The organism is Alloalcanivorax marinus (assembly GCF_016906305.1).
GTDB classification, from domain to species: domain Bacteria; phylum Pseudomonadota; class Gammaproteobacteria; order Pseudomonadales; family Alcanivoracaceae; genus Alloalcanivorax; species Alloalcanivorax marinus.
Map to the genome: position 1 here is coordinate 24,563 of NZ_JADDOL010000001.1, position 25,833 is coordinate 50,395.

The window sequence follows — 25,833 nt, forward strand, 5'->3', positions numbered from 1 at the left end:
GCACCGTTTGACCGCTGCCGACAGAGGCTGGCGAACGGCGCCGGCCGCCGGGTATGTTGCCGGGCTATACAGGCTGTTTATCGGAGTACGCCATGACCACCCTGGAAGACGCCCAGAACCGGGCCGCGCGCCTGCCGCGCCTGCCCCAGCGCAAACTCGACCATATTCCCGGTGACTACGGCTGGCCGCTGTTCGGCCAGACCCTGGCGTTTCTGCGCGACTATCAGGGTCTGGTGCAGCGTCAGGCGCGCCGCTACGGGCCGGTGCACCGGGGCAGCATCCTGTTCCAGCGCGGCGTCACCCTGCTGGGTCCGGAGGCCAACGAGTTCGTGCTGCGCGATCAGGCCCATGTGTTTTCCAGCCGCGCCGCCTGGAACCCGATTCTGGAGCGCCTGTTCACCGACGGGCTGATGCTGCGGGATTTCGCCGACCACAAGTTCCACCGCCGCATCATGCAGCAGGCGTTCAAGAAGCCGGCGCTGGCCAGCTATCTGGCGCGCATGAACCCCCATATCGAGGCGGGCCTGGCGGACTGGCCGGTGGGCGACACCTTCACCTTCTTCGACCGCATCAAGGCGCTGCTGCTGGACGTGGGCGCGCAGATCTTCTTTGGCCTGGACATGGGCCCGGAGGCGGACCGGGTCAACCGCTCCTTTATCGACGCGGCGGACGCCTCCCTGGCGGTGCTGCGGGTGCCGGTGCCGGGCACCCTGTGGCATCGCGGGCTGAGCGGGCGCCGCTATCTTGAGCGCTTCGTCACCGACCTGATTCCGGAGAAACGCCGGGCGGCCACGCCGGACTTCTTCAGCCAGCTTTGTCAGGCGGCGGCGGAGGAAGGCGGCCTTACCGACCAGGACGTGGCCAATCATATGATCTTTTTGCTGTTCGCCGCCCACGACACCACCACCAGTACGCTGTGCTCGCTGATCTATCTGCTTTGCCGGCACCCGGAGTGGCAGGCGCGGCTGAGCGCCGAGATGGAGCGGGTGGCCGCCGGCCTGGGCGAGGACGAGGCGCTGGGCTATGAGCATCTGGAGGCAATGGTGGAGACCGGCTGGGTGTTCCGCGAGACCCTGCGCATGCGGCCGGCGCTGACCACCTTCCCCCGGCGCACGGTGGAGGACGTGGACTTTCAGGGCTATCGGATTCCGCGCAATACGCTGGTCAATCTGTCGCCGCTGTTCACCCATTACATGCCGGAGTACTGGCGCGAGCCGGAGCGGTTCGATCCGGAGCGTTTCAGCGAGGGGCGCGCCGAGCACAAGGGCCACCATTTCCAGTGGATTCCGTTCGGGGGCGGGCAGCATAAGTGTCTGGGGCTGAATTTCGCGGAGATTCAGGCGAAGGCGTTTCTGTTCCATTTCCTGCGGCGGTATCGGGTGTCGGTGCGGGAGGGGTACGAGATGCCGGTGCAGTTGGTGCCGTTGGCGATGCCGAAGGATGGGTTGCCGGTGTGGATTGAGCGGCGGTAGGTCTCTCGGGGTTTCTCTCCAGCGGGGGCGCGGATCTGCGTTACGCCCGACCGGGAACGCCGTGGACCCGTCCATGGGGGCTCCCTTTCGAACGTCCTGTTCTCAAGGGTCCCGGTCGGGCGTAACGCCGCTTTGCTTCGAGGTAATCCGAAAGCCCTGCCTCCAACGGTCCCGACGGGGCCCACCGCGCATCCGGCCTCTGGAGAGTTGGCCGGGCTCAAGTGTTTGAGGGGGTGGGGGTTGGGAGTAGACTGGGCTCTTTTCTGAGTCTGGTTCGGTGTGATGTCCACGTTTCTGGTGAAGATGCTGTTGTCCGTCGCGGTGGTGGTGGGCGCTCTGGTGTTGTCGTCGTTGTTGCGGGGGGTGACGCGGCGGTTGGGCGCTCGGCGCGGTTTGGCGCGGGGGCGGGTGTTCCAGGTGGCGGTGCTGATCAATGTGCTGTGCCTGGTGTTGAGCGTGCTGCTGCTGGGCGTGGTGTGGGGCTTGAGCGGCGACGGCTTCATGGTGTTCGCCACCTCCCTGGTGGCGTTGCTGGGCGTGGCGCTGTTCGCCAGCTGGTCGATGCTGAGCAATGCCACGGCGGCGGTGATTCTGTTTTTCAGCGCGCCCTTTCGCATCGGCGACCGCATCCGTTTTCTTGATGGCGACAATACGGTGACCGGCTGCATCCGCCATATGGGGCTGGTGTTCGTGGTGCTGGAGGACCAGGAGGGCCATCATTACACCCTGCCCAACAACCTGCTGTTGCAGAAAACCGTGATCCAGTTGCGCGGCGAAGGCATTCCCGCCGATCAGAAGCACTGCCGTTGATGGATCGCCGTTGAGCCCCCGCCTTCGAGGACACCCGCCATGCCGCCGATTCTGACCACCGTTTGTCTGCTCACCCTGAGCAATATTTTCATGACCTTCGCCTGGTACGGCCATCTGAAGAACATGGCGCACAAGCCGTGGATCGTGGCGGCGCTGGTCAGTTGGGGCATCGCCCTGTTCGAGTATCTGCTGCAGGTGCCGGCCAATCGCATCGGTCACCAGGTGCTGAACGTGGGTCAGTTGAAGATCACCCAGGAGGTGATCACCCTGGCCGTGTTCGTGCCTTTTTCGGTTTTTTACCTGAAGGAAAAGCTCAGCTGGGATTACCTGTGGGCGGGGCTGTGTCTGCTGGGCGCGGTGTTTTTCATCTTCCGCGGCCGTCTGATGGGCTGAGCCCGGCCGCCGGGGCGGGTATAGTAAGCGGCGACCACCAAGGAGGAAGACGCATGCGCATATTGATGATGGGGCTGCTGGCGGGATCGCTGGCGCTGACCGGCTGCCAGAGCGGCCGCACCGCCCACCCGCTGCCGGATGCCTGTTTCCAGGCCCCGGACACCGGCCGGTGCCGGGCGGCCATGCCGCGTTACTATTACGACGCGGACGCGGACCGTTGCGAGCAGTTCACCTGGGGCGGCTGCGAAGGCAGCGTGCCGTTCGAGACCCTGGACGCCTGCATGGCCACCTGCTACGCGCCGGCACCGGATTTGCAAGGCGATTCGCAAGAGGGCGACGGCCAGGGCAGTGACATGCCGTGAACGAGCACAGCCGGCAAATGCTGAGGGTGGTGTACGCCCTGCTTTTGATCGGCCTGCTCACCGGCGGCCTGACCGCCCTGGTGGGGGCCGTGATCGCCCACCTGAACGCGCCCGAGGCGGGGGAGCCGGAACGCTCCCACTACCGTTTTCAGTACCGGACGTTCTGGATCGGTTTGCTGTATTACCTGATCGCCGGCGTCACCACCCTGGCGCTGATCGGCTGGCTGCTGCTGGTGATCATCGTGATCTGGTGGCTGGTGCGCTGCGTGCGCGGGCTGCGCGACGTGGCCCGCGACCGGCCACCGGCCAACCTGACCACCTGGGGGTTCTAGCCGTCGGCGGCCCCCGGGGACTTTGTCATAAAATCGTTATCGGAGCCGGTCACACTGCCGGGTCCGCCAATCGGGAGACCTTTCATGGCTTTACTGCGTTCGTTCGTGTTGATTCTGGGTTCCGCGCTGTTGCTTTCGGCCTGCGCCCGCAGCCCGGTGGTGCAGCTCTATGACGGCGCCGCGAAACCGGACGCCCAGGTGCTGACGGTGCGCGTGCCGTCGGATCTGGAAGTGTTCACCATCAACGGCCAGGAGGTGGACGGCGTGAACACCTTCTTCAGCAGCGGCTACAAGGACCTCAAGCTGGCCCCCGGCCGCTACGAAATCATGGCCTACTACAAGCGCCTGTGGGATCTGGACGCGGACAACCACGAGGTGCTCAAGTCCGACCCGGCCAAATTCACCGTGGACGGCGCCGCCGGTGAGTTCTACCGGCTGGCCTTCGACCGCCCCGAAAACGTGGATCAGGCGCGGGTGCTGGCGGAGGACTTTTCCGGCCGGGTGGAGAACGTGACCACCGGCGAAAGCCATCCCTCCGAGCCCAGCGGTCTGGTGCTGAACCGGGGCATTCTGGCGCCGATCACCGGCACCGAGGTGGAACAGAAAACCTCCCGGGCGATCACCCCGCAGGGCGGTGGCGGCACCGAGCAACCGGCCTTCGCCGGCCGCGCCAAGGTGACCACCGTGGCCCCCGCCGGCCAACCGCCGGCCACCCCCGCCCGGCCGGCACCGGCACCTGCTCCCGCCCCCGCGCCGGCCGGCAAGAGCGCCAGCTATCTGGACACGCTGAAGGCGCAGTGGAACCAGGCCACCCCGGAAGAGCGCCGTGAATTCCTGCAGTGGATTTCTCAATAACGCTTTGAGCCGCAAGCGGTAGGGGCGACCCTGCAGGAGCGACTTCAGTCGCGATATCAGGGCCATGATCGCGACTGAAGTCGCTCCTACGGTAGCTCCGACGACGCCGCGTGGCGCCCGCCCTGCCCCTGCAGTGTCGCCACGATCCGCCGGCCACCGGCGTGATCGCGGTGCTCGCACAGATAAATGCCCTGCCAGGTGCCCAGCGCCGGTGCGCCGTCACGGATCGGTAACGTCAGACTCTCGCCGATCAGTACCGTCTTGATGTGCGCCGGCATGTCGTCCGGGCCTTCCAGGGTGTGCGCATAGTAGGGCGCGTTCTCCGGCACCATCACGTTGAAGTGCCGCTCCAGGTCACCGCGCACGTCCGGGTCCGCGTTTTCGTTGATCGCCAGGGACGCGGAAGTGTGCTGGATGAACAGGTGCAGCAGACCCACGCTCAGTTCGCGCAGCTCCGGCAGTTCACCGAGCACCTCCCGGCTGATCAGGTGGAAGCCCCGCGGGCGCGGGGCCAGGGTCAGAATCCGTTGCTGCCACATGGCCGCTCTCGCTTAACGTTATGGCCGCTCAGGCGCTGGTCAGACCGTTGACCAAGTTGCGCGGCTGGCCGTTCTGCCAGGCGCGCAGATTGGCCACCACCCCGTCCAGCAGGCGCTGGCGGGATTCGCGGCTGACCCAGGCGCTGTGCGGCGTGATGATCAGGTTGGGCAGATCCTCCGCCAGCAGCGGATGGTCCGCCGGCGGCGGCTCCTGGCTGAGCACGTCCAGGGCGGCGCCGCCCAGGGTGCCCTCGCGCAGCGCCCGGGCCAGGGCCGGCTCGTCCACCAGCCCGCCCCGGGCGGTGTTGATCAGACCGGCGCCGGGCTTCATGGCGGCCAGAAAATCCGCGTTCACCAGCTTGTCGGTTTCCGCGGTCAGCGGGCAATGCAGGCTGATCAGGTCGGAGCGCGCCAGCAGCTCGTTCAGGGGCACCCTGTCCGCCTGCGGCGCGGCACCGGGGCGCAGCGATTGCGCCACCAGCACGGTCATGCCGAACGCCTTCGCCAGCGCTTCCACCCGACGGCCCAGATCGCCGTGGCCGATCAGCCCCAGGGTCTTGCCGTTGAGATCAAACACCGGGTGGTCCATGCGGCAGAACATGGACGAGCGGGGCCAGGCCTGGCGCGCCTCGCGATCGTACTGGTGCCAGCGGGTGGCCAGCCCGAGCATCAGCGCCAGGGTGTGCTGGGCCACCGTTTCGGTGCCGTAGCCGCTCACGTTGCAGACCACCACGCCTTGCCGGCGGGCGGCCTCCAGGTCCACGTTGTTGGTGCCGGTGGCGGAGATGCAGATGAGCTTGAGATCCGGTGCCGCCGCCAGCGCTTCCGCGTCGATCACCACCTTGTTGGTGACCGCCACGGTGGCGTCCCGCAAACGGTTTTTTACAGCGTCCGGGCCGGTTTGCTCGTAGTATGTCCAGTGGGACAGTTGGCGCTCCAGGGCCGAAGAATCCAGTTCGTCGAGCTTCAGGGTCTGACTGTCGAGAATCACGCCTTTCATGAAAACACCATCGCCGTCGGTGATCCGCAGGGGAGACCCATGCTACCGGATTTGCTGCAGCAAATGGGCTTTATCGCCGCCGACCGGGAGGTCGATCGGCCAGCGGTGGGCGTGAGTGCCTGCCTGATCGGCCGGCCGGTGCGCTACGACGGTGGCCACCGGCGCCACGCCCGGGTGCACGACGAACTGGCCGGCCTGGTACGGCTGGTGGAGGTGTGTCCGGAGGTGGCCGTGGGCCTGCCGGTACCGCGCCCGCCGATCCAGGTGGTACAGATCAAGGGCGCCCGGCGCGTGCGTCATGTGACCGCGCCGCGCCAGGATCTCACCGAGGCCCTGGCCGACCAGGCCGGCGCCGTGGGCCCTGCCATCAGCGGCTTCGTGGTGAAAAGCCGCTCACCCAGCTGCGGCCTCGGCACCACCCCCGTGCACGACGACCAGGGCCGCCCCTTCGCCCTCGGCGACGGTGCGTTCGCCGGCGCCCTGGCACGGCGCCACCCCGATCTGCCAATGGCCAACGACAGCGACCTGGACGCGCCCCTGTTCACCCAGGCGTTTTTGTTGCGGGTGTTCTGTCACCACCATTGGCGCACCCATGGCGCGGACGGGCTGACGACCCTGCGCGCCCGCAGCGGCCGCCTTGACGAACCGTTGCTGTCCGGTACGCGACGCTTTCTCGACCGGCTTGCCGCTATCGAAAAGCCATTAACGCCAGCGCGCTAATCAAACCGAAAAGCAAGGAAAGGCCCACCAGCGTTTTCCAGGGAAAGGGCTTCTTCTCCTCGCGTCCCAGCTCGCGCAACAACTCCGCGCGCAGCAGCCGGGTGTTGCGGGTGTTGGCCTTGTAGATGGCGTCAAAGGCGTCGCCCACCACCGGCACCAGGCCACCGACGAAGTCGATCAGCATATTGCGCAGCATGCGCCGCTGGGTGGTGCCGCTGGCCCCGGCCCGCCGCGCCTCCACCAGCACGTAACCGGACAAAATGAAGCCGGCCAGATCACCGATGCCGGGGATCAGGCCGATCAGCGCCTCCGCGCCCAGCTCGAAACGGGTGAACGGAATACGGAGGCTGGAATCGGTGAAGCGGCTGAAGCGGTCCAGCCGCCGCAGCACCGCTTCCTGTCGGGCCCGGCGTTGTTCATCCATGGTTGGTTTCCGCCTTTATTCCAGGTAGGTGTAGCCGGCGAGCCCGTCGCGGATCTCACCGAGAAAACGCTGCCGCTCGTCGTCGCGCAGCTGCGAATGGTGGCAACGTTCCTCCAGGGTGGCGAGCAGTCGCTCCGGATCGAAGTTCACGTAGCGCAGCACCGAGCTCACGGTGTCGCCCTGGATCGCATGGGTCAGCTCGATCTCGCCGCGCGCGTTCAGGTTCACATCCACCGAATCGGTGTCGCCGAACAGGTTGTGCATGTCGCCGAGAATTTCCTGGTAGGCGCCCACCATGAAAATGGCCAGATGACCGTTCAGGGTCTCCGGCAGCGGCAGGGTGGCCTCCACGCCCTCGCCGTCCACGTACTGGTCGATGCGACCGTCGGAGTCGCAGGTGATGTCCTGCAGCACCCCGCGCCGGGTGGCGGGCTGGTCGAGGCCGGACAGCGGGAGCACCGGAAACACCTGATCGATGCCCCACACATCCGGCACCGACTGGAACACGGAAAAATTCACGAACAGCTTGTCGGCCAGCAGTTCGTTGAGGCGGTCCAGCAGTTCCCGCTGCTGACGCCGGCGCGGGTCGAGCCGGTCGCGCAGGGCCAGCAGGCCGTTGATGTAGAGCTGCTCACCGGCGGCGCGGCCCCGGATATCCAACTCACCGTTCAGGTAGCGGCGGTGCAGATCCTGCCAGGCGCCCACCAGCTCCGGGTGAATCTCCAGCAGATTGACCCCGCCGCTCTCCAGCAGGCCGTTGAGCCGCCACAGTTCACGCAGCTCGATGCAGGCGTCCGCTTCCGGTTCCGCCACCGGCGCCGCCGCCATCCGTTCCTCGTCGGTGATGTTGAGCAGCAGCACCGCGTGGTGGGCGGTGAGCGCCCGCCCGGACTCGGAGATCAGGTGCGGCTCCGGCAGGTCGTGCCGGGCGCATTGTTCGGCCAGGGTGTGCACGATGTGCCAGGCATAATCCGCCAGGTTGTAGTTCATCGAGCAGTAGGAACGGGAGTGGGTGCCTTCGTAGTCCACCCCCAGGCCGCCGCCCACGTCCACCGTGTCCAGCGCCGCGCCCAGGCCGCGCAGTTCGGTGTAGTAGCGGGCCGCCTCGCGCATGCCGGCCTTGATGTCCTGAATGTTGGCGATCTGCGAGCCCAGGTGAAAATGCAGCATGCGCAGGCAGTCCAGCTTGCCGGCGCGGCGACAGTGTTCCACCGCCTGCAGTAACTGCGGCGCGCTGAGACCGAATTTGGATTTCTCGCCGCCGGTGTTCTGCCAGTTGCCCTTGCCGATGCTCATCAACCGCACCCGCAGGCCGATGCGCGGCGCCACTTCCAGGGCTTCCGCCTCCGCCAGCAACATGGGCAGCTCGGACAGTTTCTCCACCACGATCTGCACCTGCAGGCCGAGTTTCTCGCCCATCAGCGCCAGGCGCAGGTACTCCCGGTCCTTGTAGCCGTTGCAGACCACCGTGTCGCCGGGGTTGGAGAGCGCCAGCACCGCCAGCAATTCCGGCTTGGAGCCGGCCTCCAGGCCGACCCGCTCGCCTTCTTCCCGGGCGCGCAGGATTTCGTGCACCACCCGCCGTTGCTGGTTGACCTTGATCGGATAGACCGGCGTGTAATGGCCCCGATAGTCGTGATCCTCGATCGCGCCGCGGAAGGCGCCGGCCAGGCGTCGCACCCGGTCGCGCAGGATGCCCGAGAAGCGGGCCAGCACCGGCGTGCGCAGGCCCGCCGCGCGGCAGGCGGCGAGTACCGCTTCCAGGGTCGCCTCGTCGCCGTCCGCCCCCTGGGGCCGCACCCGCAGATGGCCGTCGCCGCCGATCCGGAAATAGCCGTCGCCCCAGCGGTCCACATTGTAGATGGCGTCGAACGGGGTGGGGGTCTGACTCATGGGCTTTCCTTCGGCGACGAATGGCTGCGGATAACAAGGTTATCGGCATTATGCCTGGACGGGCGCTGGCAAATCATCCTTGCCGCCGTACAATGCCGGTCTTTGAGACTTTCACGCAGCGGACCCCGTGTTATGGCTACCCAAGACGACAACTGGTTCATCGAACATTTCGACTCCGCCGGCACCGCCTTCGGCCTGCGCCTCAAGCGCAAGCTGGAAGAGGCGCGCACGCCCTACCAGCACATCGAGATGTGGGACACCGAGACCTTCGGCTACCTGATGACCATCGACGGCGCCACCATGCTCACCACCCGGGACAACTTTCTCTACCACGAGATGATGGCCCACCCGGCCCTGTTCAGTCATGCCGGGGCCCGCAACGTGCTGATCATCGGCGGCGGCGACTGCGGCACCCTGCGCGAGGTGCTGCGCCACGGCGGCGTGGCCAGCGCCATCCAGATCGACATCGACGAGCAGGTGACCCGCTATTCGGAGAAATACTTTCCGGAACTGTGCGAGTCCAACGACGACCCGCGGGCGGAGCTGCGCTTCGAGGACGGCGTCAAGTTCATGCAGGAGTGCGACGCGGAGCGCTTCGACGTGATCATCGTCGACTCCACCGACCCGGTGGGTCCGGCGGAGGGTCTGTTCAAGGCCGAGTTCTTCCGCCACTGCCACCGCGCCCTGGCGGACGGCGGCGTGCTGGTGCAGCAGTCCGAATCACCGCTGCTGCACAGCGACACCATCATTCGCGACCTGCACCACAACATGCGCGAGGCCGGCTTCAGCCACACCCGTACCCTGCCGTTCCCGCAGCCGGTCTATCCGAGCGGTTGGTGGAGCTGCACCCTGGCGGGCAAGAACCGGGACGTGGGCGCCTTCCGCGAGGGCGACGCCGCCGGCAAGGACTTCGCCACCCGCTACTACAGCGCCGACATCCATCGCGGCGCACTGGTGCTGCCGCCGTTCATGCAGGACGCGTTGTCCTGATCGCGGCGTCAGCCGCGATCAGACCGGCTCACCGCTGAGGGCCGCTTCGACGAAGTCCAGGCGGTCCTGGCCGAAGAACATTTCCTCGCCGACAAAGAAGGTGGGCGCGCCGAACACGCCGCGCGCCACCGCCTCCCCGGTGGTTGCCTTGAGGGCGTCCTTGACCGCCGGCGTCTGGGCGCGGGCGGCCCAGTCCGCGGCGTCCAGGCCGGCTTCCGTCAGGGTGCGCCCGAGCACCTCCGGATCCGACAGATCCCGCTCTTGCAGCCACATCCCCTCGAACAGCGCGCGCAGCAGCGTGTCGTGCTGATCGGTCCCCAAGGCCGCCGTGGCCAGCCGCATGCACATCAGGGTGTTCACCGGGAAATGCGGGTTCATGGTCAGGGTGACGCCGTAGCAGCGGGCGAAGCGCTGCATGTCGTGGCGGCTGTAGCGGCCCTTGGCGGGCACCGCCGCCGGTGAGGCGTTACCGGTGGCCTTGAACACGGCGCCCAGCAACATCGGCCGGTAGCGCAGGGTGGCGCCGGTACGCGCCGCCAGCGCCGGCGCCTGGGTCCAGGCCAGGTAGGAAGCCGGGCTGCCCACGTCGAAGAAAAATTCCAGGGTCTGGCTCATCCGTTGTCCTCGCGGTTGGCAAGCGCGTTCAGAAGGTTTCCATCCAGGGCCGCAGATCCAGCTCGTGGGTCCAGGCGTCCCGGGGCTGGCGGTGCAGCATCCAGTACTGCTCGGCGATGTGGTCCGGGTCAAGGATACCGTCGCGGTCCTTGAGCGCGTAGCGCTCGGGAAAGTTGTCGCGGATAAAGGCGGTGTCGATGGCGCCGTCGATCACCGGGTGGGCCACATGAATGCCCTCCGGCCCCAGTTCCCGGGCCAGACTCTGGGCCAGCGCCCGCAGGGCGAACTTGGCGCCGGCGAAGGCGCTGAAGCCCTTGCCGCCGCGCAGGGAGGCGGTGGCGCCGGTGAAGATCAGGGTGCCGCGCCCGCGCGGCACCATCACCCGCGCTGCCTCCCGGCCGGTCAGAAAACCGGCGAAGGCGGCCATTTCCCAGACCTTGCGGTAAACCCGGGCGGTGGTCTCGCGGATCGGAAAGTTCACGTTGGCGCCGATATTGAACACCACCGCCTCCAGCGGCCCCACCCGCGCCTCGATGGTGTCGAACAGCGCCACCATCTGGCTTTCGTCCCGGGCGTCACAGCCGAAGCCGCGGGCCTGGCCCCCGTCCGCCCGGATGGTCTCCAGCAGCGGCGCCAGTTCCGCTTCCCGTCGCCGGGTCACGCAGGCGATGTAGCCCTCGCGGGCAAAGCGCCGGGCGATGGCGCCACCGGTGGCGTCGCCGGCTCCGATGACCAGCATGGCGGGGGTGGGCATGACGATGTCCTCAGGCAGGGTCTGTTCGAATCCTTCCCGAGTGTATAGCAGGTGTGCCGTCGATGCGGCGAGCGGCGGCGACGGCGCGCCAGGATGGGATGGACGGGGTCAGCCGCTGACGACGATCGCCAGGCCGCAGGCGATCACGCCCAGCACCAGAATCAGCAGTGCGCGACGCGTCACCGTGGTCCAGTCCACCAAGGACAGTTCTTTAAGCAGGCTCACTATGGGTCCCCCCCGGGATCGTTTACTCATTGTTACCCACAACCAAAATTGTGATACAAATCACGTCCAGGGATGCTGCTCCGGGGGTGGCCTTCACGCAATACGGCGAAGGCGTGAAGAGCCTGTCAAAGCGCTACGAATAAAGCGCGAACGTTGCTCTCCAGGTTTCCGGGTTGGCTAGGTTTCCGGATTGGAAAGCTGCTGTTCAGCCAGCATCGCCATCACCCGCTGCCGTAGCCAGCTGTGGCCCGGGTCCGCGCTCTGATCCCGGTGCCAGTACAGGTGCAGTTCCAGCCCCGGCACGTCCGCGGGCAGCGGTTCCAGGTGGCTGCCGGCCGGCGCCAGCTGGCGGGCCAGCAGCCCGGGCAGGGTCAGCAGCAGATCGGTGCCCATGACCGTGGCCAGGGCGGCCATGTGATGCTGGCAGCGCAGGCGGATATTGCGCCGGTAGCCCAGCCGCGACAGCCCGAAGTCCTCCATGCCCGGCCCCTCCCGACGGGACGACACCAGCACGTGCTGGGCGGCCAGATAGGCGGGCAGATCCAGCTTGCCGGCCAGCGGGTGCCCCTGGCGCATCAGCACCACCAGCGGGCCGCTCATGATCGGCCGGTGCTCAATGGACTCCGGCAGCGGCAGCAGCACGTCGGCGGCCATGTCCAGGCGCCCGCTGGCCAGCTCGGTGGCCAGTTGCCGCCGGGCCACCGTCATCGATTGCAGTTTCACCCCCGGCGCTTCGTCCACCAGGCTGGCCAGCAACGGCGGCAGCAGGCACCCCTCCAGCCCGTCGCGCAGCCCCAGCACGAAGGTGCGCTCCGCCTCGTCCACGTCGAAGCCGCCTTCGTCGCTCAGACAACGCTGCAGCCCGCCCAGGGCATGGCGCACCGGCGTGACCATGGCCCGCGCCCGGCTGGTGGGCACCATGCGCGCGCCCTGGCGCACGAACAGCGGGTCGTCGAGCCGCTCGCGCAACCGGCCCAGGGCGTGACTCACCGCCGGCTGGGTCAGGTTGAGCACCCGCGCCGCCCGGGTCAGCGAGCCCTCGGTGTAGATGGCGTCGAAGACCACGAACAGGTTCAGATCGAAGCGCGACACATGCATACGATTTATTCCAGATTATTTCCAAGATTCATTCGATTTATTCAAAACCGCTCCCTAGCATGAGGTCAAGCTGCACTTAGGAGGCTTGAATGCCCGTCGTTTACTTGATCCGCCATGGCCAGGCGAGCTTTGGCGCGGAGAACTATGACGCCCTGTCCGACCTGGGCTGGGAGCAGAGCCGGGTGCTGGGCCGTCATCTTCGCGAGCAGAGCCTGGGCGCCCCCCGAGTGCTGTGCGGCGCCATGCAGCGACACCGGGAGACCGCCGAGGCGGCGCTGGAGGCCCTGGCCCTGCCCCGCGAATGGCACACTGATCCCGGCTTCAATGAGTATGATCACCAGAGCCTGATGCGGGTGCACTGGCCGGAATCCCAGGACCGGGCCGCGCTGGCGCGCTGGATGGGCGAGCAGGCGCAACCGCGCCGTGCCTTCCAGGCGCGCTTCGAGGAGGCCCTGCGCCGCTGGCAGCGTGCCGAGGACGACTACCCGGAAACCTGGGCCGCGTTCCGCGAGCGCGTGCTGGCCTCGCTGTACAGCCTGGCCAATGGCCTGGAGAAGGGCGACAGCGCCCTGGTGTTCACCTCCGGCGGCGCCATCAGCGTGGCCATCCAGCATCTGCTGGGGCTGGACGACGAGGCGCTGATCACCTTCAACCGGGGCCTGATCAACACCAGCGTCACGCGGCTGCTGGTCAATACCGGGCGGCTGCGGCTGGCCACGCTCAACGAACACCTGCATCTGAGCGGCGACCTGCTGACCTACCGCTGAACGAGGATTTACGATGACCACCCGCTCCAACATTCTGATCACCGGCGCCAGCTCCGGCCTGGGCGCCGGCATGGCCCGGCTGTTCGCCGCCCGGGGCCGCAATCTGGCCCTGTGCGCCCGGCGCCTGGACCGGCTGGAAGCGCTGCGCGAGGAACTGCTGGCCATCAATCCGTCGATCCAGGTGGTGATCGAGCCGCTGGACGTGAACGATTACGATCAGGTGTTCCAGGTGTTCCGGCGTTTTCAGCACGCCCTGGGCCGGCTCGACCGGGTGATCGTCAATGCCGGCTTGGGCAAGGGCCAGCCGCTGGGCACCGGCTATTTCCACGCCAACCGGCAGACCGCCGAAACCAACTTCGTGGCGGCGCTGGCGCAGTGCGAAGCGGCCATGGAGATTTTCCGCGAGCAGAACAGCGGCCATCTGGTGATGATGTCGTCCATGAGCGCCATGCGCGGCATGCGCAAGAACATCAACACCTACGCCGCCACCAAGGCCGGCGTGGCCAGCCTGGCGGAAGGGCTGCGCATGGAAATGCTCGGCAAGCCGATCACCGTGAGCACCATCTTTCCGGGCTACATCCGTTCCGAGATCAACGAAAAAGTGGAAAAGGCGCCGTTCATGGTGGACACCGAGACCGGCTGCCGGGCCCTGGTGGCCGCCATCGAGAAGGAACCGGCCAAGGCCTATGTGCCGTCCTGGCCCTGGGCGCCGCTGGGCTTCGCCATGCGGGTGCTGCCGCTGTCGCTGGTGCGGCGCATGACCTGATCCGCGCGGCTCACTGCCAGCCGAGGATCGGCGCCCACTCGGTCCATTCATCCTCGGCTTCGGCATTCAATTCGAAACGCTGGCCGGCCCCGGCCAGCGGTCCGGCCTGGTCCGGGGTGGCGAAGCTGACGCCGCCGCGCAGCAGGTTCTCCACCGAACTGGCGCGGATATCGGCGCCGGTGAACAGGCCGAAATCCACGTCCAGGCCAGAGCTGTTCCAGAATTTCGAATTGGTGCGCACCAGCTTGGCGTAGCGGGGCTGGATCACCACCTCGATTTCCACATGGCGAGCGTCCCGCGAAAGCTGGCTGTCGCCGATGGTGCCCACCGCCAGGTCCCGGTAGAACACCTGGCGCCCCGGCTTCAGGGAGCCCAGGGTGTCGGCCACCAGGGTCAGCTTGAGGCCGGACTCCGGCTGCTGATCCGGCGGCGCCGACAGGCCCTGGAAGCGGGTCTCCGGTTCCCCCTCGCCGGGCTTCACGGCGATGTATTTGCCCTCCACCAGGGTGTCCAGATTGCGCGCCCCGGCCACGCCGATCTCCGGCTCGACGATCCAGAAGCGGCTGTTCTCCCGGGCCAGTGCGCGGGCGTCCCGGTTCAGGCTGGCGTGCACCTCCACCCGGTCCAGGTCGTCGCTGAGACGGATCTCGTCGATCTGCCCCACCGGCACGCCCCGGTACTTCACCGGCACGCCGGGCTTCAGGCCGCTGCCCTGTTCGAAGGTGATCACCACGGTCTGGTCGCTGCTGAGAAATTCCTGATAGAGCAGCCAGCCGGCCAGTACGATGCTGATCAAGGGCACCAGCCAGATCGGCGAGGGCCAGCGGGTATTACGGGTTTGCACCTGATCCATGGTCGGGTTCCCAGAGTTGCGAAGTGACGAAGGCGTGGGCGGACAGCATGGTCAGCACCACGGCCAGGGCGAAGGCGGTGATGCCCGGTTCCGGCACCGCCCGGGCCAGCACGCCGAAACGCATCAGCCCGGCCAGCAGGGCCACCACGAACACGTCCAGCATCGACCAGCGACCGATCCAGTAGACCAGCCGGTAGGCGCGGATCGCGCCGCGCGGGCGCGGGTGCGCCGGGGTGCGCCAGTAGATCACCGCCAGCACCAGAATCTTGAGAATCGGAATCAGCAGGCTGGCGGTGAACACCACCAGGGCCAGACCGGGCATGCCCGACCGCAGCAGCCGCAACACCCCGTCGGCGATGGTGCCGGCCTGCTCCCGGCCCAGCGTGTCCAGGGTCATGATCGGCAGCAGATTGGCGGGCACCAGCCACACCGCGGCGGCCACCAGCAGCGCCCAGGCCAGCGACCGCCGCCGGTCCGCTTTCGGCGACTCAATGGCGGCCGTCATCGCCGGCCTCCCGCCGCCGTTGTTCCAGCAGCCGGTCCAGGGCCGCCGGGTCCGCCAGCCCCTCCGCGATCCAGCGGGTGACCACCAGACCGATCAAACAGAACAGGCCGGTGCCGAGCCGCAGGCTGGCGTTGCCGCCCAGCTCGGTGGTGGCGATCAGCGCGCCGAGCAGAAAGATCTCCGGCATGGCCCACTCACGGCCCTGCCGGTACCACCACAGCCAGCGGCCGGGACGGCCGCCGGCGCGCAGACGGGCCATGGCCATCAGCAGCGCCAGCATCTGCGCCGGCGGCATCAGCACCAGAGTGACGAACACCACCGCCGCCACCAGCCCGTGGCGTTCCTGGAATAGCGCCGCCACGCTGGACAGAATCGACACCGAGCCGCCCACGCCGAACTGGTCCACGTACACCAGCGGCAGGCTCACCGCCGGCAGCCACAGCACCAGGGCGGTGGCGGCCAGGGCCAGCACCGCCTGGGTGCGCAGACGATGGCGCGAGCCCAGACGGGCGCCGCAGCGCGGGCAGAACCAGTGCCCCCGCGGGGCCGCCGGCGGCACCAGGCGCAGGGCGCAGTCGTGGCACACCAGCGCCGGCGCGGTGGGGGAAGACGAAAGTGAATCGGACATGCTGGCACTCTAGCCAGCCGCGCCCCACCGCTCCATGCACGCAACGTAACCAACCGGTAAAAGAGCGCAAAATGGTCGGCCAGGGATGGTGGTCAAAAAAAAGGGCGCCCGAAGGCGCCCAGCATTGTTCCAAGGAAGGAAACAGAATCAGCTTTTCACGAATTCCGGGTAGGCTTCCATCCCGCAGTCGATCAGGTCCATGCCCTCGTACTCTTCCTCTTCGCTGACACGGATACCGATCACCGCCTTGAGCACGCCCCAGACGATCAGGCTGGCCACGAACACCCACACGAAGATGGTGATGGCGCCGACGATCTGACCGGTGAAGGTGGAACCGTCGTTGGTGAAGGGCACCAGCAGCAGGCCCAGCAGACCGACCACACCGTGCACGGAGATGGCACCCACCGGATCGTCGATCTTCATCTTGTCCAGGGCGATGATGCTGAACACCACCAGCACGCCACCCAGGGCACCGAACAGCGTGGCGGTCAGGGCGGTGGGCGTGGACGGCTCGGCGGTGATGGTCACCAGGCCGGCCAGGGCGCCGTTGAGCAGCATGGTCAGGTCGGCCTTGCCGAACAGGAAGCGGCCGACGATCAGGGCGGCCACGGCGCCACCGGCGGCGGCGGCGTTGGTGTTCAGGAACACCATGGCCACGGAGTGCGCGTTGGCGGCGTCGCCCAGCTTCAGCACGGACCCGCCGTTGAAGCCGAACCAGCCCATCCACAGGATGAAGGTACCCAGTGTGGCCAGCGGCAGGTTGGCGCCGGGGATCGCGTGGATCTGGCCGTTGGGGCCGTACTTGCCTTTACGCGGGCCGAGCAGCAGCACACCGGCCAGGGCGGCGGACGCACCGGCCATGTGCACGATGCCGGAACCGGCGAAGTCGGAGAAGCCCAGGTCGCCCAGGTTGTACATGCCGAACACGTCGGCACCGTTCCAGGTCCAGGAGCCTTCCATCGGGTAGATGAACCCGGTCATCACCACGGCGAAGGCCAGGAACGCCCACAGCTTCATGCGCTCGGCCACGGCACCGGAGACGATGGACATGGCGGTGGCCACGAACACCACCTGGAAGAAGAAGTCGGACGCGGCGGAGTACACGGAGTCGCCGTCGAAGCCGTTGGAGGCGGAGTCCGCCAGCACGCCGGCCAGGTCGAAGGACTCGATGCCGTTCAGGAAGATGCCGCCGTCGTACATGATGGCGTAACCGCACACCAGGTACATGATGCAGGCGATGGCGTACAGCGCCACGTTCTTGGTGAGAATTTCAGTGGTGTTCTTGGCACGCACCAGACCCGCCTCAAGCATGGCGAAGCCGGCGGCCATCCACATGACCAGCGCGCCACACACCAGAAAATAAAAGGTGTCGATGGCGTACTGAAGCTCGAAAATTTGATTTTCCACGTTGCAACCCTCCGAGAATTTGGAAGCGTGATCAGGACCTTGGCATGGGTCGTTTTACACGTTGCTTGACTTAGATCGCGTCCTCGCCGGTCTCGCCGGTGCGGATACGAATGGCCTGTTCCAGGGTGGTGACGAAAATTTTGCCGTCGCCAATCTTCCCGGTGTTGGCCGCCTTGGTGATGGCTTCGATCACCTGATCCAGGCTGGCTTCCGCGATGGCCACTTCAATCTTTACCTTGGGCAGGAAATCGACCACGTATTCCGCCCCGCGGTAGAGTTCGGTGTGCCCTTTCTGACGCCCGAAGCCCTTCACCTCGGTGACGGTGATGCCCTGGACGCCGATCTCGGACAGTGCTTCACGCACGTCGTCCAATTTGAACGGCTTGATGATGGCTGTAACCAGTTTCATTTCTATCTCCTTCAAACGCTTATGCTGCGTCCGTTGACGCGTCCGCCGGGTTTCAGGCCCCGCTTTGGTTCCCGATCCGTCCACATGATCGAACGCTCTAGCCCGTTTTCTGCACGACCCATGCCAGTTTTAAAAAGTCACGCATTTTCAGAGGGTTGGAACCTGGACCCTGGCATCCTGCCGGGTCGGTAGCGGCTTTATGGTGCACCACTTTGGCGCACACCCCAAAACGGTGCACGCCGATGCGGTGCTCCGCATCCCGGCCGCCATGCTACCATCGGACTCCTTTTCGCCCGACCCGCAAATAGTGGAGCTTCCGGCCATGCAAAGCCAAGCCTTTATCGACCGCCTGATGGCCGACATCAGCCGCCATCTGCCCGCCGACCTGGGCCGTCTGCGCCAGGATGTGGAGCACAGCGTGCGCGCCGTGCTGGGGGAGACCCTGACCCGCCTGGATCTGGTCAGCCGGGAGGAATTCGAGGTGCAGCGCCAGGTGCTGGAGCGCACCCGGGCTCGTCTGGAAGCGCTGGAGAAGCAGGTGGCGGCGCTGGAAAGCGCCGCCGATCAGTCACCGCGATAACGGATCAGCCGGAGGGGGCCGGCGGCGTGACAATGTCGAAACCCGGGGCGAAATCGTCGAGCAGAGCGAACAGGCGCGCCAGGGCGTCGGCGTCGCCCTGCACCTGAATGGTGCCCTCCTCCAGGGCCGCGTCCAGGGTCAGACGCCCCATGACCACCCGGTCCAGGTCGGTCTTGTTCATGGTCGCCGACACCCGCGGGTGCGGGTGGTGGCGGCCCGCCAGATGAGTGAGCACGCCGTTGCGCAGGGTCAGCGCGAAGCGTTGCTGCTCCGGCGCCTCCAGGTCCGGGAACGTCCAGTTCAGCGCCAGTTCCTCGCCCGCCGCGCGCTCGCCGTTCAGGCGCACCGCCAGGAACGAGAAAAACAGATCCGGCGTCATCGAGCGCACCAGATCCGGGGCCTGGCCGCCGCCCACCCGGCGCACGCCAAGCCGCAACTCCTGGGCGCCGGTCAGGTAGGCGTTGCGCCAGGTGGTGTTTTCGCACTGATAGCCAAGCTGTTCCAGGGCGTCGGCCTGCAGCTCGCGGGCCTCCCGGTTGTCCGGTTCGGCGAACACCAGTTTGTTGACCACCTCGGCCACCCAGCGGTACTCGCCGCGCTCGAACTCCGCCCGCGCCTTCTCCAGCACTGCCCCGGCGCCGCCCATCCAGGCCACCGTGCGGCGGGCGCTGTCCACCGGCGGCAGCGGGTTCAGGTGGGCCGGGTTGGCGTCGTAGAAGCCCATGAAACGCTGATAGACGGCGCGCACGTTATGGCTCACCGAGCCGTAATAGTCACGGGCGTACCAGCGGCTGGCCAGGGGCTCCGGCAGGCGCTTGAGACGGTCGGCGATGTCCAGCGGCGTCAGGCCATGATTGAGCAGGCGCAGGGTCTCGTCGTTGAGGAAGGCGTACATGTCGCGCTGGTCGGCGAGGAATTCGCGGATATTGTCACCGCCCCAGGTGGGCCAGTGGTGCTGGGCGAACAGCACGTCGCTGCGGTCGCCGTAGCGGTCCAGGGTTTCGCCCAGGTAGTAGGACCAGATGCGCGGGTCGCGCACCAGGGCGCCGCGAAGGGTCAGCACGTTGTGCATGCACTGGCAGGCGTTCTCCGCCACGCACAGGGCGCGCAGGGTCGGGAAATACAGGTTCATTTCCGCCGGCGCCTCGGTGCCCGGGGTGAGCTGAAACTCGATCTCCAGGCCGTCGATCACATGGGTCTCGAACGGCTCGACGATGGAATCCGTGGGCGGGATCAGAGTCACGGTGCCCCGCGAGGTGCCCTTGCCCAGGCCGGCGTCCACCTGGCCCCGGGGGCCACGCGGCAGCAGGCCGCCGTACATGTACTGGGCGCGGCGCTGCATGGCCGGGCCGGCGAACACATTCTCGCTGACGGTTTCCTCCATGAACCCTTCCGGCGCGTAGATGCGCACCCGGCCGGCGCGCACGTCCTCCTCGCTGGCCACGCCCTTGACGCCGCCGAAGTGGTCCACGTGGCTGTGGGTGTAAATCACCGCCACCACCGGCTTGCGCGGCCGGTGCCGGTAGTAGGTGTCCAGGGCGGCGGCGGCCACCTCGGCGCTGACCAGGGGGTCCATGATGATCAGCCCGGTATCCCCTTCGATCACGTTCATATTGGACAGATCGAAACCGCGAATCTGATAGATCCGCTCGCACACCTTGAACAGGCCGGCGTGGTTGTTGAGCCGGGCCAGCCGCCACAGGCTCGGGTGCACGGTGTCCGGGGCCACCTCGGTGTCCTGGAAATCGTAGGCGCGGAAATCCCAGACCGCGCGGCCGTCCCGGTCGCGGCGGATCACATCGGCGTGGAAGCCGTCGATAAAGCCGCGGGCGGCGTTGTCGTAGTCGCGGCGGTCGTGGAACGGCAGGCTGTCGCAGCAGCCCCGATTGTGCGCCACGGTGGCGGGCTGGGCGGGTTTGGCGTGCTCTTGCATGGGGGCTCCGTCGTCGGGATCAAACACCGCTCCGTTGTACGCCCCTGGCCGCCATGCTTCCAATGCATTAAATTCAGCTTTTCCATGCAATCGGTGCAATTATGAATCTGCGTCGCCTGGAGCACCTGGTCGCGCTCGCCGACGAGGGCGCCTTCGCCGCCGCCGCGCGCCGCTGCCATCTCAGCCAGCCCGCCTTCAGCCGCAGCATCCAGGCCCTGGAAGAGGAGCTGGGGGTGGCGCTGTTCGACCGCACCCGGCAAGGGGTGGTGGCCACCGCCGCCGGCCGCCATCTGGTGGACCGGGCCCGGCGGGTGCTGCGCGAGGCCCGCGGCCTGCGCCGGGACGCGGACCTGATCCGCCAGCAGGACCTGGGCGAGGTGCGGTTCGGCGCCGGCGCCTTTCCCTCGGCGGTGCTGTTGCCCGGGGTGCTGGCCGACCTGATGAACGCCCACCCGCGCCTGAAAGTACGGGTGGAGGTGGGCGAATGGGCCGGTCTGCTGCGCAAGGTGGAGGCGGAACAGCTGGACTTCGCGGTGGTGGAACGGCGCACGGTGCCCCCGGACTCGGCCCTGGAAACCCGCCTGCTGGCGGTGGAGGCCGCCGGCTGGTACGTGCGCGGCGGCCACCCGCTGGCGGCGCGCCGTGGCCTGGCGGTAACCGATCTGCGCGCCTACCCGCTGGTGTCGGTGCCGCTGCCGGCGGCGGCCCGGGAGCGGCTCGGCCGGGAGCTGGGCCTGGCCCACGGCGAGGCCTTGCCGCTGGCCCTGGAGTGCAACGACCTGATCGCCCTGCGTGAGGTGGTGACGCGCACCGACGCGGTGCTCAGCGCCACCCCCTCGGTGTGCCGTGACGAGGTGGCCCGTGGCCGCCTGGTGCGGCTGGACCTGGAGCGGGTGCGGCCCAAGGTGGAGTTCGCCGTGGCGCGGCTGGCCCAGCGCACCCTGTCGCCGGCGGCGGAGAAGGCCCTGGCCCTGATCGAACGCAGCGTGGGCCGCCTTTAATCGCCAACGGGCAAAACACCTACACCACGACAGGCGGATTTCGCACAGGCCATACCGGCCCGTCGCGCTAGGCTGGCCCCATGAACATCACCAGCCTCAACAGCCGCGCCGCCCGGGGCGTGGACGCCGTGCCGGTGCGGGTGGAAACCCACCTGGCCCCGGGCCTGCCCGGCTTCACCATCGTCGGCCTGCCGGACACCGCCGTGCGCGAAAGCCGCGACCGGGTGCGCTCGGCCCTGGTCAACGCCGGCTTTGATTTTCCCCAGCGCCGCATCACCGTGAACCTGGCGCCGGCGGACCTGCCCAAGGACGGCGGCCGTTTCGATCTGCCCATCGCCCTGGGCATTCTGCTGGCCAGCGGCCAGCTGGGCCGGGTGAACACCGACGGCCTGGAATTCGTCGGCGAGCTGGCCCTGAGCGGCCGCCTCAATCCGGTGCCGGCGCTGCTGCCGGCGGCCCTGGCCTGCGCCCGCGCCGGCCACACCCTGGTGGCGCCGCCGGACAACGCCGACGAAGCCGCCCTGGCCGGGGCCCGCACCCTGGCGCCGGCGAGCCTGGCGGCGCTGTGCGCGCACCTGCGCGGCGCCACGCCACTGACGGCGCACCCGGCCCCGGCGGTGCCGGACGCACCGCTGGACACCCTGCCCTGCCTGGCCGACGTGCGCGGCCAGCCCGCCGGCAAACGGGTGCTGGAGATCGCCGCCGCCGGCGGCCATTCGCTGTTGCTGTGCGGGCCGCCCGGCGCCGGCAAGAGCCTGCTGGCCTCGCGCCTGCCGGGCCTGCTGCCGCCGCTGAGCCGCGCCCAGGCCCTGGAAGTGGCGGCGGTGCATTCGCTGCGCGCGGCGCGGCCGGCGTCGGTCTTTCTGCAACGCCCCTACCGCAGCCCGCACCACACTATTTCCGCCACCGCCCTGGTGGGCGGCGGCAGCCGCCCCCGGCCCGGGGAAATCTCCCTGGCCCACCACGGGGTGCTGTTTCTGGATGAATTGCCGGAGTTCGGCCGGCAGGTGCTGGAGGTGCTGCGGGAACCGCTGGAAACCGGCGAGGTGCACATCGCGCGCACCGCCGAGCAGCTGTGTTTTCCGGCCCGCTTTCAATTGGTGGCGGCGATGAACCCCTGCCCTTGCGGGTATCTGGACGACCCGGAGCGGGGCTGCGGCTACCGCTGCGACAAGGCCCGCCGCTACCAGCAGCGGCTGTCCGGGCCGCTACTGGACCGCATCGACTTGCATCTGAACGTGCCGCCGGTAGCGGCGGACACCTTGCTGGGGGAACCGGACGGGGAGCCCAGCGCGGCGGTGCGCCCCCGGGTGGCGGCGGCGCGGGAGCGGCAATGGCACCGCCAGGGCCGGCTCAACCGGGACCTGCCGGCGGACGCCCTCAACGCCACCCTGCGCCCGCACCGGGACTGGCTGCGCACCGCCATGGAACGGCTCGATCTCACCGCCCGGGGCCTGCACCGCAGCCTGCGCGTGGCGCGCACCATCGCCGACCTGGCCGGCGACGACGAGATTCAGCGCGCCCATCTGCGCGAGGCGCTCAGCTATCGGGCGCCACCGGAGTAGCGCGGCGGCGCCACAGCTCCGCCAGCATCACGCCGGTGAGGGTCAGCATGCCGCCGAACAGGTGGGCCAGGGTGAGCTGCTCGCGCAGCACCACCGAGGCGATGGCGGCGGTGAACAGCGGCACCAGATTGAAGAACCGGCTGACCCGGCTGGGATCGAGCCGGGTGATGCCGTTCATCCACAGCCAGGGCGCCGCCAGGGACGCGGCCACGCCGGCGTAGAGCACCAGGGGCACCGCTTCGGCGCTGAGGCCCTGGCGCGGCGACAGCAACATCAGCGGCAGCAGCACCACGATGCCGACCAGAATCTGCAGATACAGCATCAGCAGCGGCGACAGGGTGGGCTTCCAACGTTTCAGCAGCACCCCGTAGGTGGCGTAGGCGAGAGTCGCCAGCAGCATCAGCAGGTCCCCGAAGTTGACACCGTGGGCGATCAGCGCCGCCGGGTCGCCGGACGACACCAGCACCACCACGCCGGCCAGGGAAATCACCGCGCCGACCACCGCCCCCAGGGTCAGCGGCTGGGCCAGCAGCACGGCGGACAGCAGCAACACCAGCAGCGGCATCAGCGACAGGATGATGCCCATGTTGGTGGCGCTGGTGGTGGTGCCGGCGTAATAGGCCAGGGTCTGGTAGGCGACCATGCCGAGCAGGCCGAGGACCACGTTGTGCCAGAACCAGGGGCGCACCGCTTGGCGCTGGCGCCACAGCGGCACCAGCATCACCGGCGTCAGCAGCACGCCGGCCAGCAGCCAGCGATAGAAGCCGATCTCCGCCGGATAAAGCACCCCGGCCACCAGCTTGTTGACGACGTTGTTGCCCGACCAAAGCATCACCGCGGCCAGCGGAAACAGGTAGGCCAAAACGGACTCCTCGTGGCGGGCGCCGGGAGCGCCCGCGGGATCAGGAAAGCCTCAGAGGCTGTTGCAGAGGTGGGCGCCGTCCACCGGAATGGCGGCGCCACTGATGTACGACGAGGCGTCCGAGGCGAGCAGCAGCAGCGGGCCAACCAGTTCGTCGATCCGGCCGAGACGCCGGAACGGGATACGCTTGATCAGCTTTTCGCCGTGGGGACCCTGGAAGAAATCCCGGTTGATGTCGGTTTCCACGTAGCCGGGACAGATGGCGTTGCAGCGGATGCCGTGGCGGGCGTAGTCCAGGGCGATGGATTTGGTGAGCTGCACCACCGCCGCCTTGGAGGCGGTGTAGGGGGCCAGCAGCGCGCCCACCCGCAGGCCCAGAATGGAGGCGATATTGATGATGTTGCCCGGGCGCCCGTCCCGGCGCCATTGCTGGATGGCGAACTTGCTCACCGCCCAGACGCCGTTGAGGTTGGTGTCGATCACCGCGTTCCAGTCGTCCTCGTCCAGGGTATCCAGGGCGCCTTCACGGGTGATGCCGGCGTTGTTCACCACCACGTCCAGAGCCGGCATTTCCGCGAATGCCTTCTCCACGCTGGCCGGGTCGGATACGTCCATGGGCACCACCACGGCGTCGCGGCCCTGGGCGCGCACCGCCTCGGCGGTTTCCCGGAGCTTGTCCACCCGCCGCGCCGCCAGCACCAGGTCGGCGCCGTTTTCCGCCAGCACCCGGGCGAAATGAGCGCCGAAGCCGCTGGACGCGCCGGTGATCAGCACCCGTTTGCCGGTGATATCGAAACGCGAGTCACTCATGCTCTCTCCTGTTGCACCACCGCCTCTGGCGGGCGGGTGACGATTCAAAAAAGGGAATTCAGTCAAAGGACTTTACTGTAACGGAAAGGGGACGCGGCGGGGAGCCGGCGGTCCGCCAGGGCGGGCCGGCAACGCCGGATCCGCGATCAGTGCCGATAGAAGCTGGGCGGGTGCCCGGTCCAGCGCCGGAAGGCGCGGGTGAAATTGCTGGGGTCGGCGTAACCGAGCAGGTCGGCCACCTTCTGCACCGGCAGATTGGCCTGCAGGTAGCGCACCGCCCGGGCCATGCGCACCTCTTCGAGAAGATGACGGTAGCTGACCCCCAGCGCCGCCAGATGCCGGCGCAGGGTCCGCGAGGTGAGATGGAAGCTGGTGGCCAGTTGTTCCAGGGACGGCAGCATGCCCTCCGCCTGCATCAGGCGGGCACGCACCCGGGACGCCCAGTCCTGGTCCGCCTCCAGCCGCTGCAGTTCCTCTTCGCATTTCTGTGCCGCCATGCGCCGGGAGGCCGGGTCCGACAGGGCGAAGGGTTCGCGCATCAGCGCCGCCGGAAAGCGCAGCGCCGCCACCTCGCCGCCGAACACCACTGGCATGTCGAGCACGGCGGCGTAGCGGTCGGCATGGGCCGGCGCCGGGTAGGGAAGAATCAGAGTGGCGTCACGGAAGCGGTCGCCGAGCAGATAGCGCAGCCCGCCCACCAGGGCGGCGGTGACCACTTCCAGATAGGGCACGCGGATGTCGCCCAGCTCGTAGGGCTCCGCCAGGCAGAACCGCACCCAGGGGCCGTCCACCCGCAGACGGGGCAGGCAAAGGCGGGTGCGGGTGCGGAAGTAGCGCTCCAGCAGCTCCAGGGCCTCGCCCAGGTCGGCGCTGCTGATCGCCGCGTAGCCGAGCAGGCCGTGGGCGGTGACCGTGAGCTGACGCCCCAGGGCCAGGCCGATGGCCGGGTCGCCGCCCATGGCGCGGGCCCCTTCCATGACACGGCGGAACTGATCGAAGCGCAGCGCCGGCTCCGGACTGTACACGGCCTCCGCGTCCAGCCCGACGCGGGCCAGCAGCCGGTCCGTGTCGAGGCCGAAGTCCTCGATCAGTTCCAGCAGATTGCGTACGTAGTTCACCGGCATGGGGGTGCGGTCATCGACACGCTGCCCCTGGCCGGTCCCGGAGGTGTCCATGGGGGAAGAATACGCCGGTTCGCGGCTTTGTCCGAAAATGACAGGTCGCCAGTCTACCCGCGCCGGCGCTGCAAAGCCCGCCACGCTTCG

At 67.9% G+C, this 25,833-nt stretch carries 29 protein-coding genes; 13 read left to right on the forward strand and 16 right to left on the reverse strand.

The window, feature by feature from the left end:
• The first annotated feature begins 92 nt into the window (after positions 1–92).
• The 6 genes from IM760_RS00120 (at position 93) to IM760_RS00145 (ending at position 4,224) form a co-directional block, all read left to right on the forward strand.
• Positions 93–1,472 carry a cytochrome P450 gene (locus IM760_RS00120; RefSeq protein WP_204426527.1) on the forward strand — a complete coding sequence of 460 codons (1,380 nt, stop codon included), beginning with the start codon at positions 93–95 and terminating at the stop codon, positions 1,470–1,472.
• A 282-nt stretch (positions 1,473–1,754) separates the two neighbouring features.
• Positions 1,755–2,282 (forward strand): mechanosensitive ion channel domain-containing protein, encoded by a 528-nt coding sequence (locus tag IM760_RS00125; RefSeq protein ID WP_204426528.1) that lies wholly within the window; start codon positions 1,755–1,757, stop codon positions 2,280–2,282.
• A 39-nt stretch (positions 2,283–2,321) separates the two neighbouring features.
• Positions 2,322–2,675, forward strand: coding sequence for a DMT family protein (locus IM760_RS00130; protein ID WP_204426529.1), 354 nt, complete (start codon positions 2,322–2,324; stop codon positions 2,673–2,675).
• A gap of 53 nt (positions 2,676–2,728) precedes the next feature.
• Positions 2,729–3,037 carry a BPTI/Kunitz domain-containing protein gene (locus IM760_RS00135; protein ID WP_204426530.1) on the forward strand — a complete coding sequence of 103 codons (309 nt, stop codon included), beginning with the start codon at positions 2,729–2,731 and terminating at the stop codon, positions 3,035–3,037.
• Positions 3,034–3,369 carry a DUF4870 family protein gene (locus IM760_RS00140; RefSeq protein ID WP_228234118.1) on the forward strand — a complete coding sequence of 112 codons (336 nt, stop codon included), beginning with the start codon at positions 3,034–3,036 and terminating at the stop codon, positions 3,367–3,369. Before IM760_RS00135 ends, IM760_RS00140 begins: the two co-directional genes overlap by 4 nt.
• 84 nt (positions 3,370–3,453) lie before the next feature.
• Positions 3,454–4,224: a DUF2057 domain-containing protein gene (locus IM760_RS00145; protein WP_204426531.1), complete on the forward strand. Its 771-nt coding sequence runs from the start codon at positions 3,454–3,456 to the stop codon at positions 4,222–4,224.
• Positions 4,225–4,310: 86 nt separating this feature from the next.
• On the opposite strand, the gene IM760_RS00150 is transcribed toward IM760_RS00145, so the two are convergent.
• Positions 4,311–4,763 carry a secondary thiamine-phosphate synthase enzyme YjbQ gene (locus IM760_RS00150; RefSeq protein WP_204426532.1) on the reverse strand — a complete coding sequence of 151 codons (453 nt, stop codon included), beginning with the start codon at positions 4,761–4,763 and terminating at the stop codon, positions 4,311–4,313.
• A gap of 28 nt (positions 4,764–4,791) precedes the next feature.
• Complete coding sequence (locus IM760_RS00155) at positions 4,792–5,763, reverse strand: 2-hydroxyacid dehydrogenase (protein ID WP_204426533.1); 972 nt, start codon at positions 5,761–5,763, stop codon at positions 4,792–4,794.
• Between the two features lie 39 nt (positions 5,764–5,802).
• Between IM760_RS00155 and IM760_RS00160 the strand changes: the two genes are divergently transcribed.
• Positions 5,803–6,483, forward strand: coding sequence for a 2-thiouracil desulfurase family protein (locus IM760_RS00160; protein WP_204426534.1), 681 nt, complete (start codon positions 5,803–5,805; stop codon positions 6,481–6,483).
• On the opposite strand, the gene IM760_RS00165 is transcribed toward IM760_RS00160, so the two are convergent.
• Both IM760_RS00165 and speA read right to left on the reverse strand, forming a co-directional pair.
• Complete coding sequence (locus IM760_RS00165; protein ID WP_204426535.1) at positions 6,452–6,907, reverse strand: DUF4112 domain-containing protein; 456 nt, start codon at positions 6,905–6,907, stop codon at positions 6,452–6,454. The genes IM760_RS00160 and IM760_RS00165 overlap by 32 nt on opposite strands.
• A 15-nt stretch (positions 6,908–6,922) precedes the next feature.
• Complete coding sequence (gene speA / locus IM760_RS00170; protein WP_204426536.1) at positions 6,923–8,800, reverse strand: biosynthetic arginine decarboxylase; 1,878 nt, start codon at positions 8,798–8,800, stop codon at positions 6,923–6,925.
• Positions 8,801–8,932: 132 nt separating this feature from the next.
• On the opposite strand from speA, the gene speE reads away from it, so the two are divergent.
• Positions 8,933–9,790: a polyamine aminopropyltransferase gene (gene speE, locus IM760_RS00175; protein ID WP_204426537.1), complete on the forward strand. Its 858-nt coding sequence runs from the start codon at positions 8,933–8,935 to the stop codon at positions 9,788–9,790.
• An 18-nt stretch (positions 9,791–9,808) separates the two neighbouring features.
• On the opposite strand, the gene IM760_RS00180 is transcribed toward speE, so the two are convergent.
• From IM760_RS00180 to IM760_RS00190, 3 genes are all read right to left on the reverse strand, one after another.
• On the reverse strand, positions 9,809–10,405 hold the full coding sequence (locus IM760_RS00180; protein ID WP_204426538.1) for a 2-hydroxychromene-2-carboxylate isomerase: 597 nt from the start codon (positions 10,403–10,405) through the stop codon (positions 9,809–9,811).
• Between the two features lie 28 nt (positions 10,406–10,433).
• Positions 10,434–11,159: an SDR family oxidoreductase gene (locus IM760_RS00185; RefSeq protein WP_204426539.1), complete on the reverse strand. Its 726-nt coding sequence runs from the start codon at positions 11,157–11,159 to the stop codon at positions 10,434–10,436.
• Between the two features lie 402 nt (positions 11,160–11,561).
• The gene (locus tag IM760_RS00190; RefSeq protein WP_204426540.1) at positions 11,562–12,482 is read right to left on the reverse strand and encodes a LysR family transcriptional regulator; all 921 of its coding nucleotides are present in this window, start codon (positions 12,480–12,482) and stop codon (positions 11,562–11,564) included.
• Positions 12,483–12,571: 89 nt separating this feature from the next.
• Here IM760_RS00190 and IM760_RS00195 point away from each other — a divergent pair, with 89 nt between their 5' ends.
• Positions 12,572–13,249 carry a histidine phosphatase family protein gene (locus IM760_RS00195; RefSeq protein ID WP_204426541.1) on the forward strand — a complete coding sequence of 226 codons (678 nt, stop codon included), beginning with the start codon at positions 12,572–12,574 and terminating at the stop codon, positions 13,247–13,249.
• A 13-nt stretch (positions 13,250–13,262) separates the two neighbouring features.
• A complete protein-coding gene (locus IM760_RS00200) occupies positions 13,263–14,015 on the forward strand; it encodes an SDR family oxidoreductase (RefSeq protein WP_204426542.1) in 753 nt (250 codons plus the stop codon).
• 10 nt (positions 14,016–14,025) lie between these two features.
• Here IM760_RS00200 and IM760_RS00205 read toward each other — a convergent pair whose 3' ends face one another.
• The 5 genes from IM760_RS00205 to glnK form a co-directional block, all read right to left on the reverse strand.
• Positions 14,026–14,868, reverse strand: coding sequence for a PqiB family protein (locus tag IM760_RS00205; protein ID WP_204426543.1), 843 nt, complete (start codon positions 14,866–14,868; stop codon positions 14,026–14,028).
• Positions 14,846–15,373, reverse strand: coding sequence for a paraquat-inducible protein A (locus IM760_RS00210; protein WP_204426544.1), 528 nt, complete (start codon positions 15,371–15,373; stop codon positions 14,846–14,848). Before IM760_RS00210 ends, IM760_RS00205 begins: the two co-directional genes overlap by 23 nt.
• The gene (locus tag IM760_RS00215) at positions 15,357–16,001 is read right to left on the reverse strand and encodes a paraquat-inducible protein A (protein ID WP_204426545.1); all 645 of its coding nucleotides are present in this window, start codon (positions 15,999–16,001) and stop codon (positions 15,357–15,359) included. The genes IM760_RS00210 and IM760_RS00215 overlap by 17 nt, the downstream gene beginning before the upstream one ends.
• A 147-nt stretch (positions 16,002–16,148) precedes the next feature.
• Positions 16,149–17,408: an ammonium transporter family protein gene (locus tag IM760_RS00220; RefSeq protein ID WP_204426546.1), complete on the reverse strand. Its 1,260-nt coding sequence runs from the start codon at positions 17,406–17,408 to the stop codon at positions 16,149–16,151.
• A gap of 70 nt (positions 17,409–17,478) precedes the next feature.
• The gene (glnK, locus tag IM760_RS00225) at positions 17,479–17,817 is read right to left on the reverse strand and encodes a P-II family nitrogen regulator (protein ID WP_067612559.1); all 339 of its coding nucleotides are present in this window, start codon (positions 17,815–17,817) and stop codon (positions 17,479–17,481) included.
• A gap of 322 nt (positions 17,818–18,139) precedes the next feature.
• Between glnK and IM760_RS00230 the strand changes: the two genes are divergently transcribed.
• Positions 18,140–18,397: an accessory factor UbiK family protein gene (locus tag IM760_RS00230; protein WP_204426547.1), complete on the forward strand. Its 258-nt coding sequence runs from the start codon at positions 18,140–18,142 to the stop codon at positions 18,395–18,397.
• Positions 18,398–18,401: 4 nt separating this feature from the next.
• Here IM760_RS00230 and IM760_RS00235 read toward each other — a convergent pair whose 3' ends face one another.
• Positions 18,402–20,330 carry an alkyl/aryl-sulfatase gene (locus tag IM760_RS00235; protein ID WP_204426548.1) on the reverse strand — a complete coding sequence of 643 codons (1,929 nt, stop codon included), beginning with the start codon at positions 20,328–20,330 and terminating at the stop codon, positions 18,402–18,404.
• 101 nt (positions 20,331–20,431) lie between these two features.
• On the opposite strand from IM760_RS00235, the gene IM760_RS00240 reads away from it, so the two are divergent.
• Positions 20,432–21,331 carry a LysR family transcriptional regulator gene (locus tag IM760_RS00240; protein ID WP_204426549.1) on the forward strand — a complete coding sequence of 300 codons (900 nt, stop codon included), beginning with the start codon at positions 20,432–20,434 and terminating at the stop codon, positions 21,329–21,331.
• Positions 21,332–21,411: 80 nt separating this feature from the next.
• Positions 21,412–22,896 (forward strand): YifB family Mg chelatase-like AAA ATPase, encoded by a 1,485-nt coding sequence (locus IM760_RS00245; RefSeq protein ID WP_204426550.1) that lies wholly within the window; start codon positions 21,412–21,414, stop codon positions 22,894–22,896.
• On the opposite strand, the gene IM760_RS00250 is transcribed toward IM760_RS00245, so the two are convergent.
• The 3 genes from IM760_RS00250 to IM760_RS00260 form a co-directional block, all read right to left on the reverse strand.
• The gene (locus IM760_RS00250; protein WP_204426551.1) at positions 22,871–23,758 is read right to left on the reverse strand and encodes a DMT family transporter; all 888 of its coding nucleotides are present in this window, start codon (positions 23,756–23,758) and stop codon (positions 22,871–22,873) included. The two genes, IM760_RS00245 and IM760_RS00250, sit on opposite strands and share 26 nt — an antisense overlap.
• A 51-nt stretch (positions 23,759–23,809) precedes the next feature.
• Positions 23,810–24,568 carry an SDR family NAD(P)-dependent oxidoreductase gene (locus IM760_RS00255; RefSeq protein ID WP_204426552.1) on the reverse strand — a complete coding sequence of 253 codons (759 nt, stop codon included), beginning with the start codon at positions 24,566–24,568 and terminating at the stop codon, positions 23,810–23,812.
• Between the two features lie 146 nt (positions 24,569–24,714).
• A complete protein-coding gene (locus tag IM760_RS00260) occupies positions 24,715–25,743 on the reverse strand; it encodes an AraC family transcriptional regulator (RefSeq protein ID WP_204426553.1) in 1,029 nt (342 codons plus the stop codon).
• Positions 25,744–25,833: the final 90 nt, after the last annotated feature.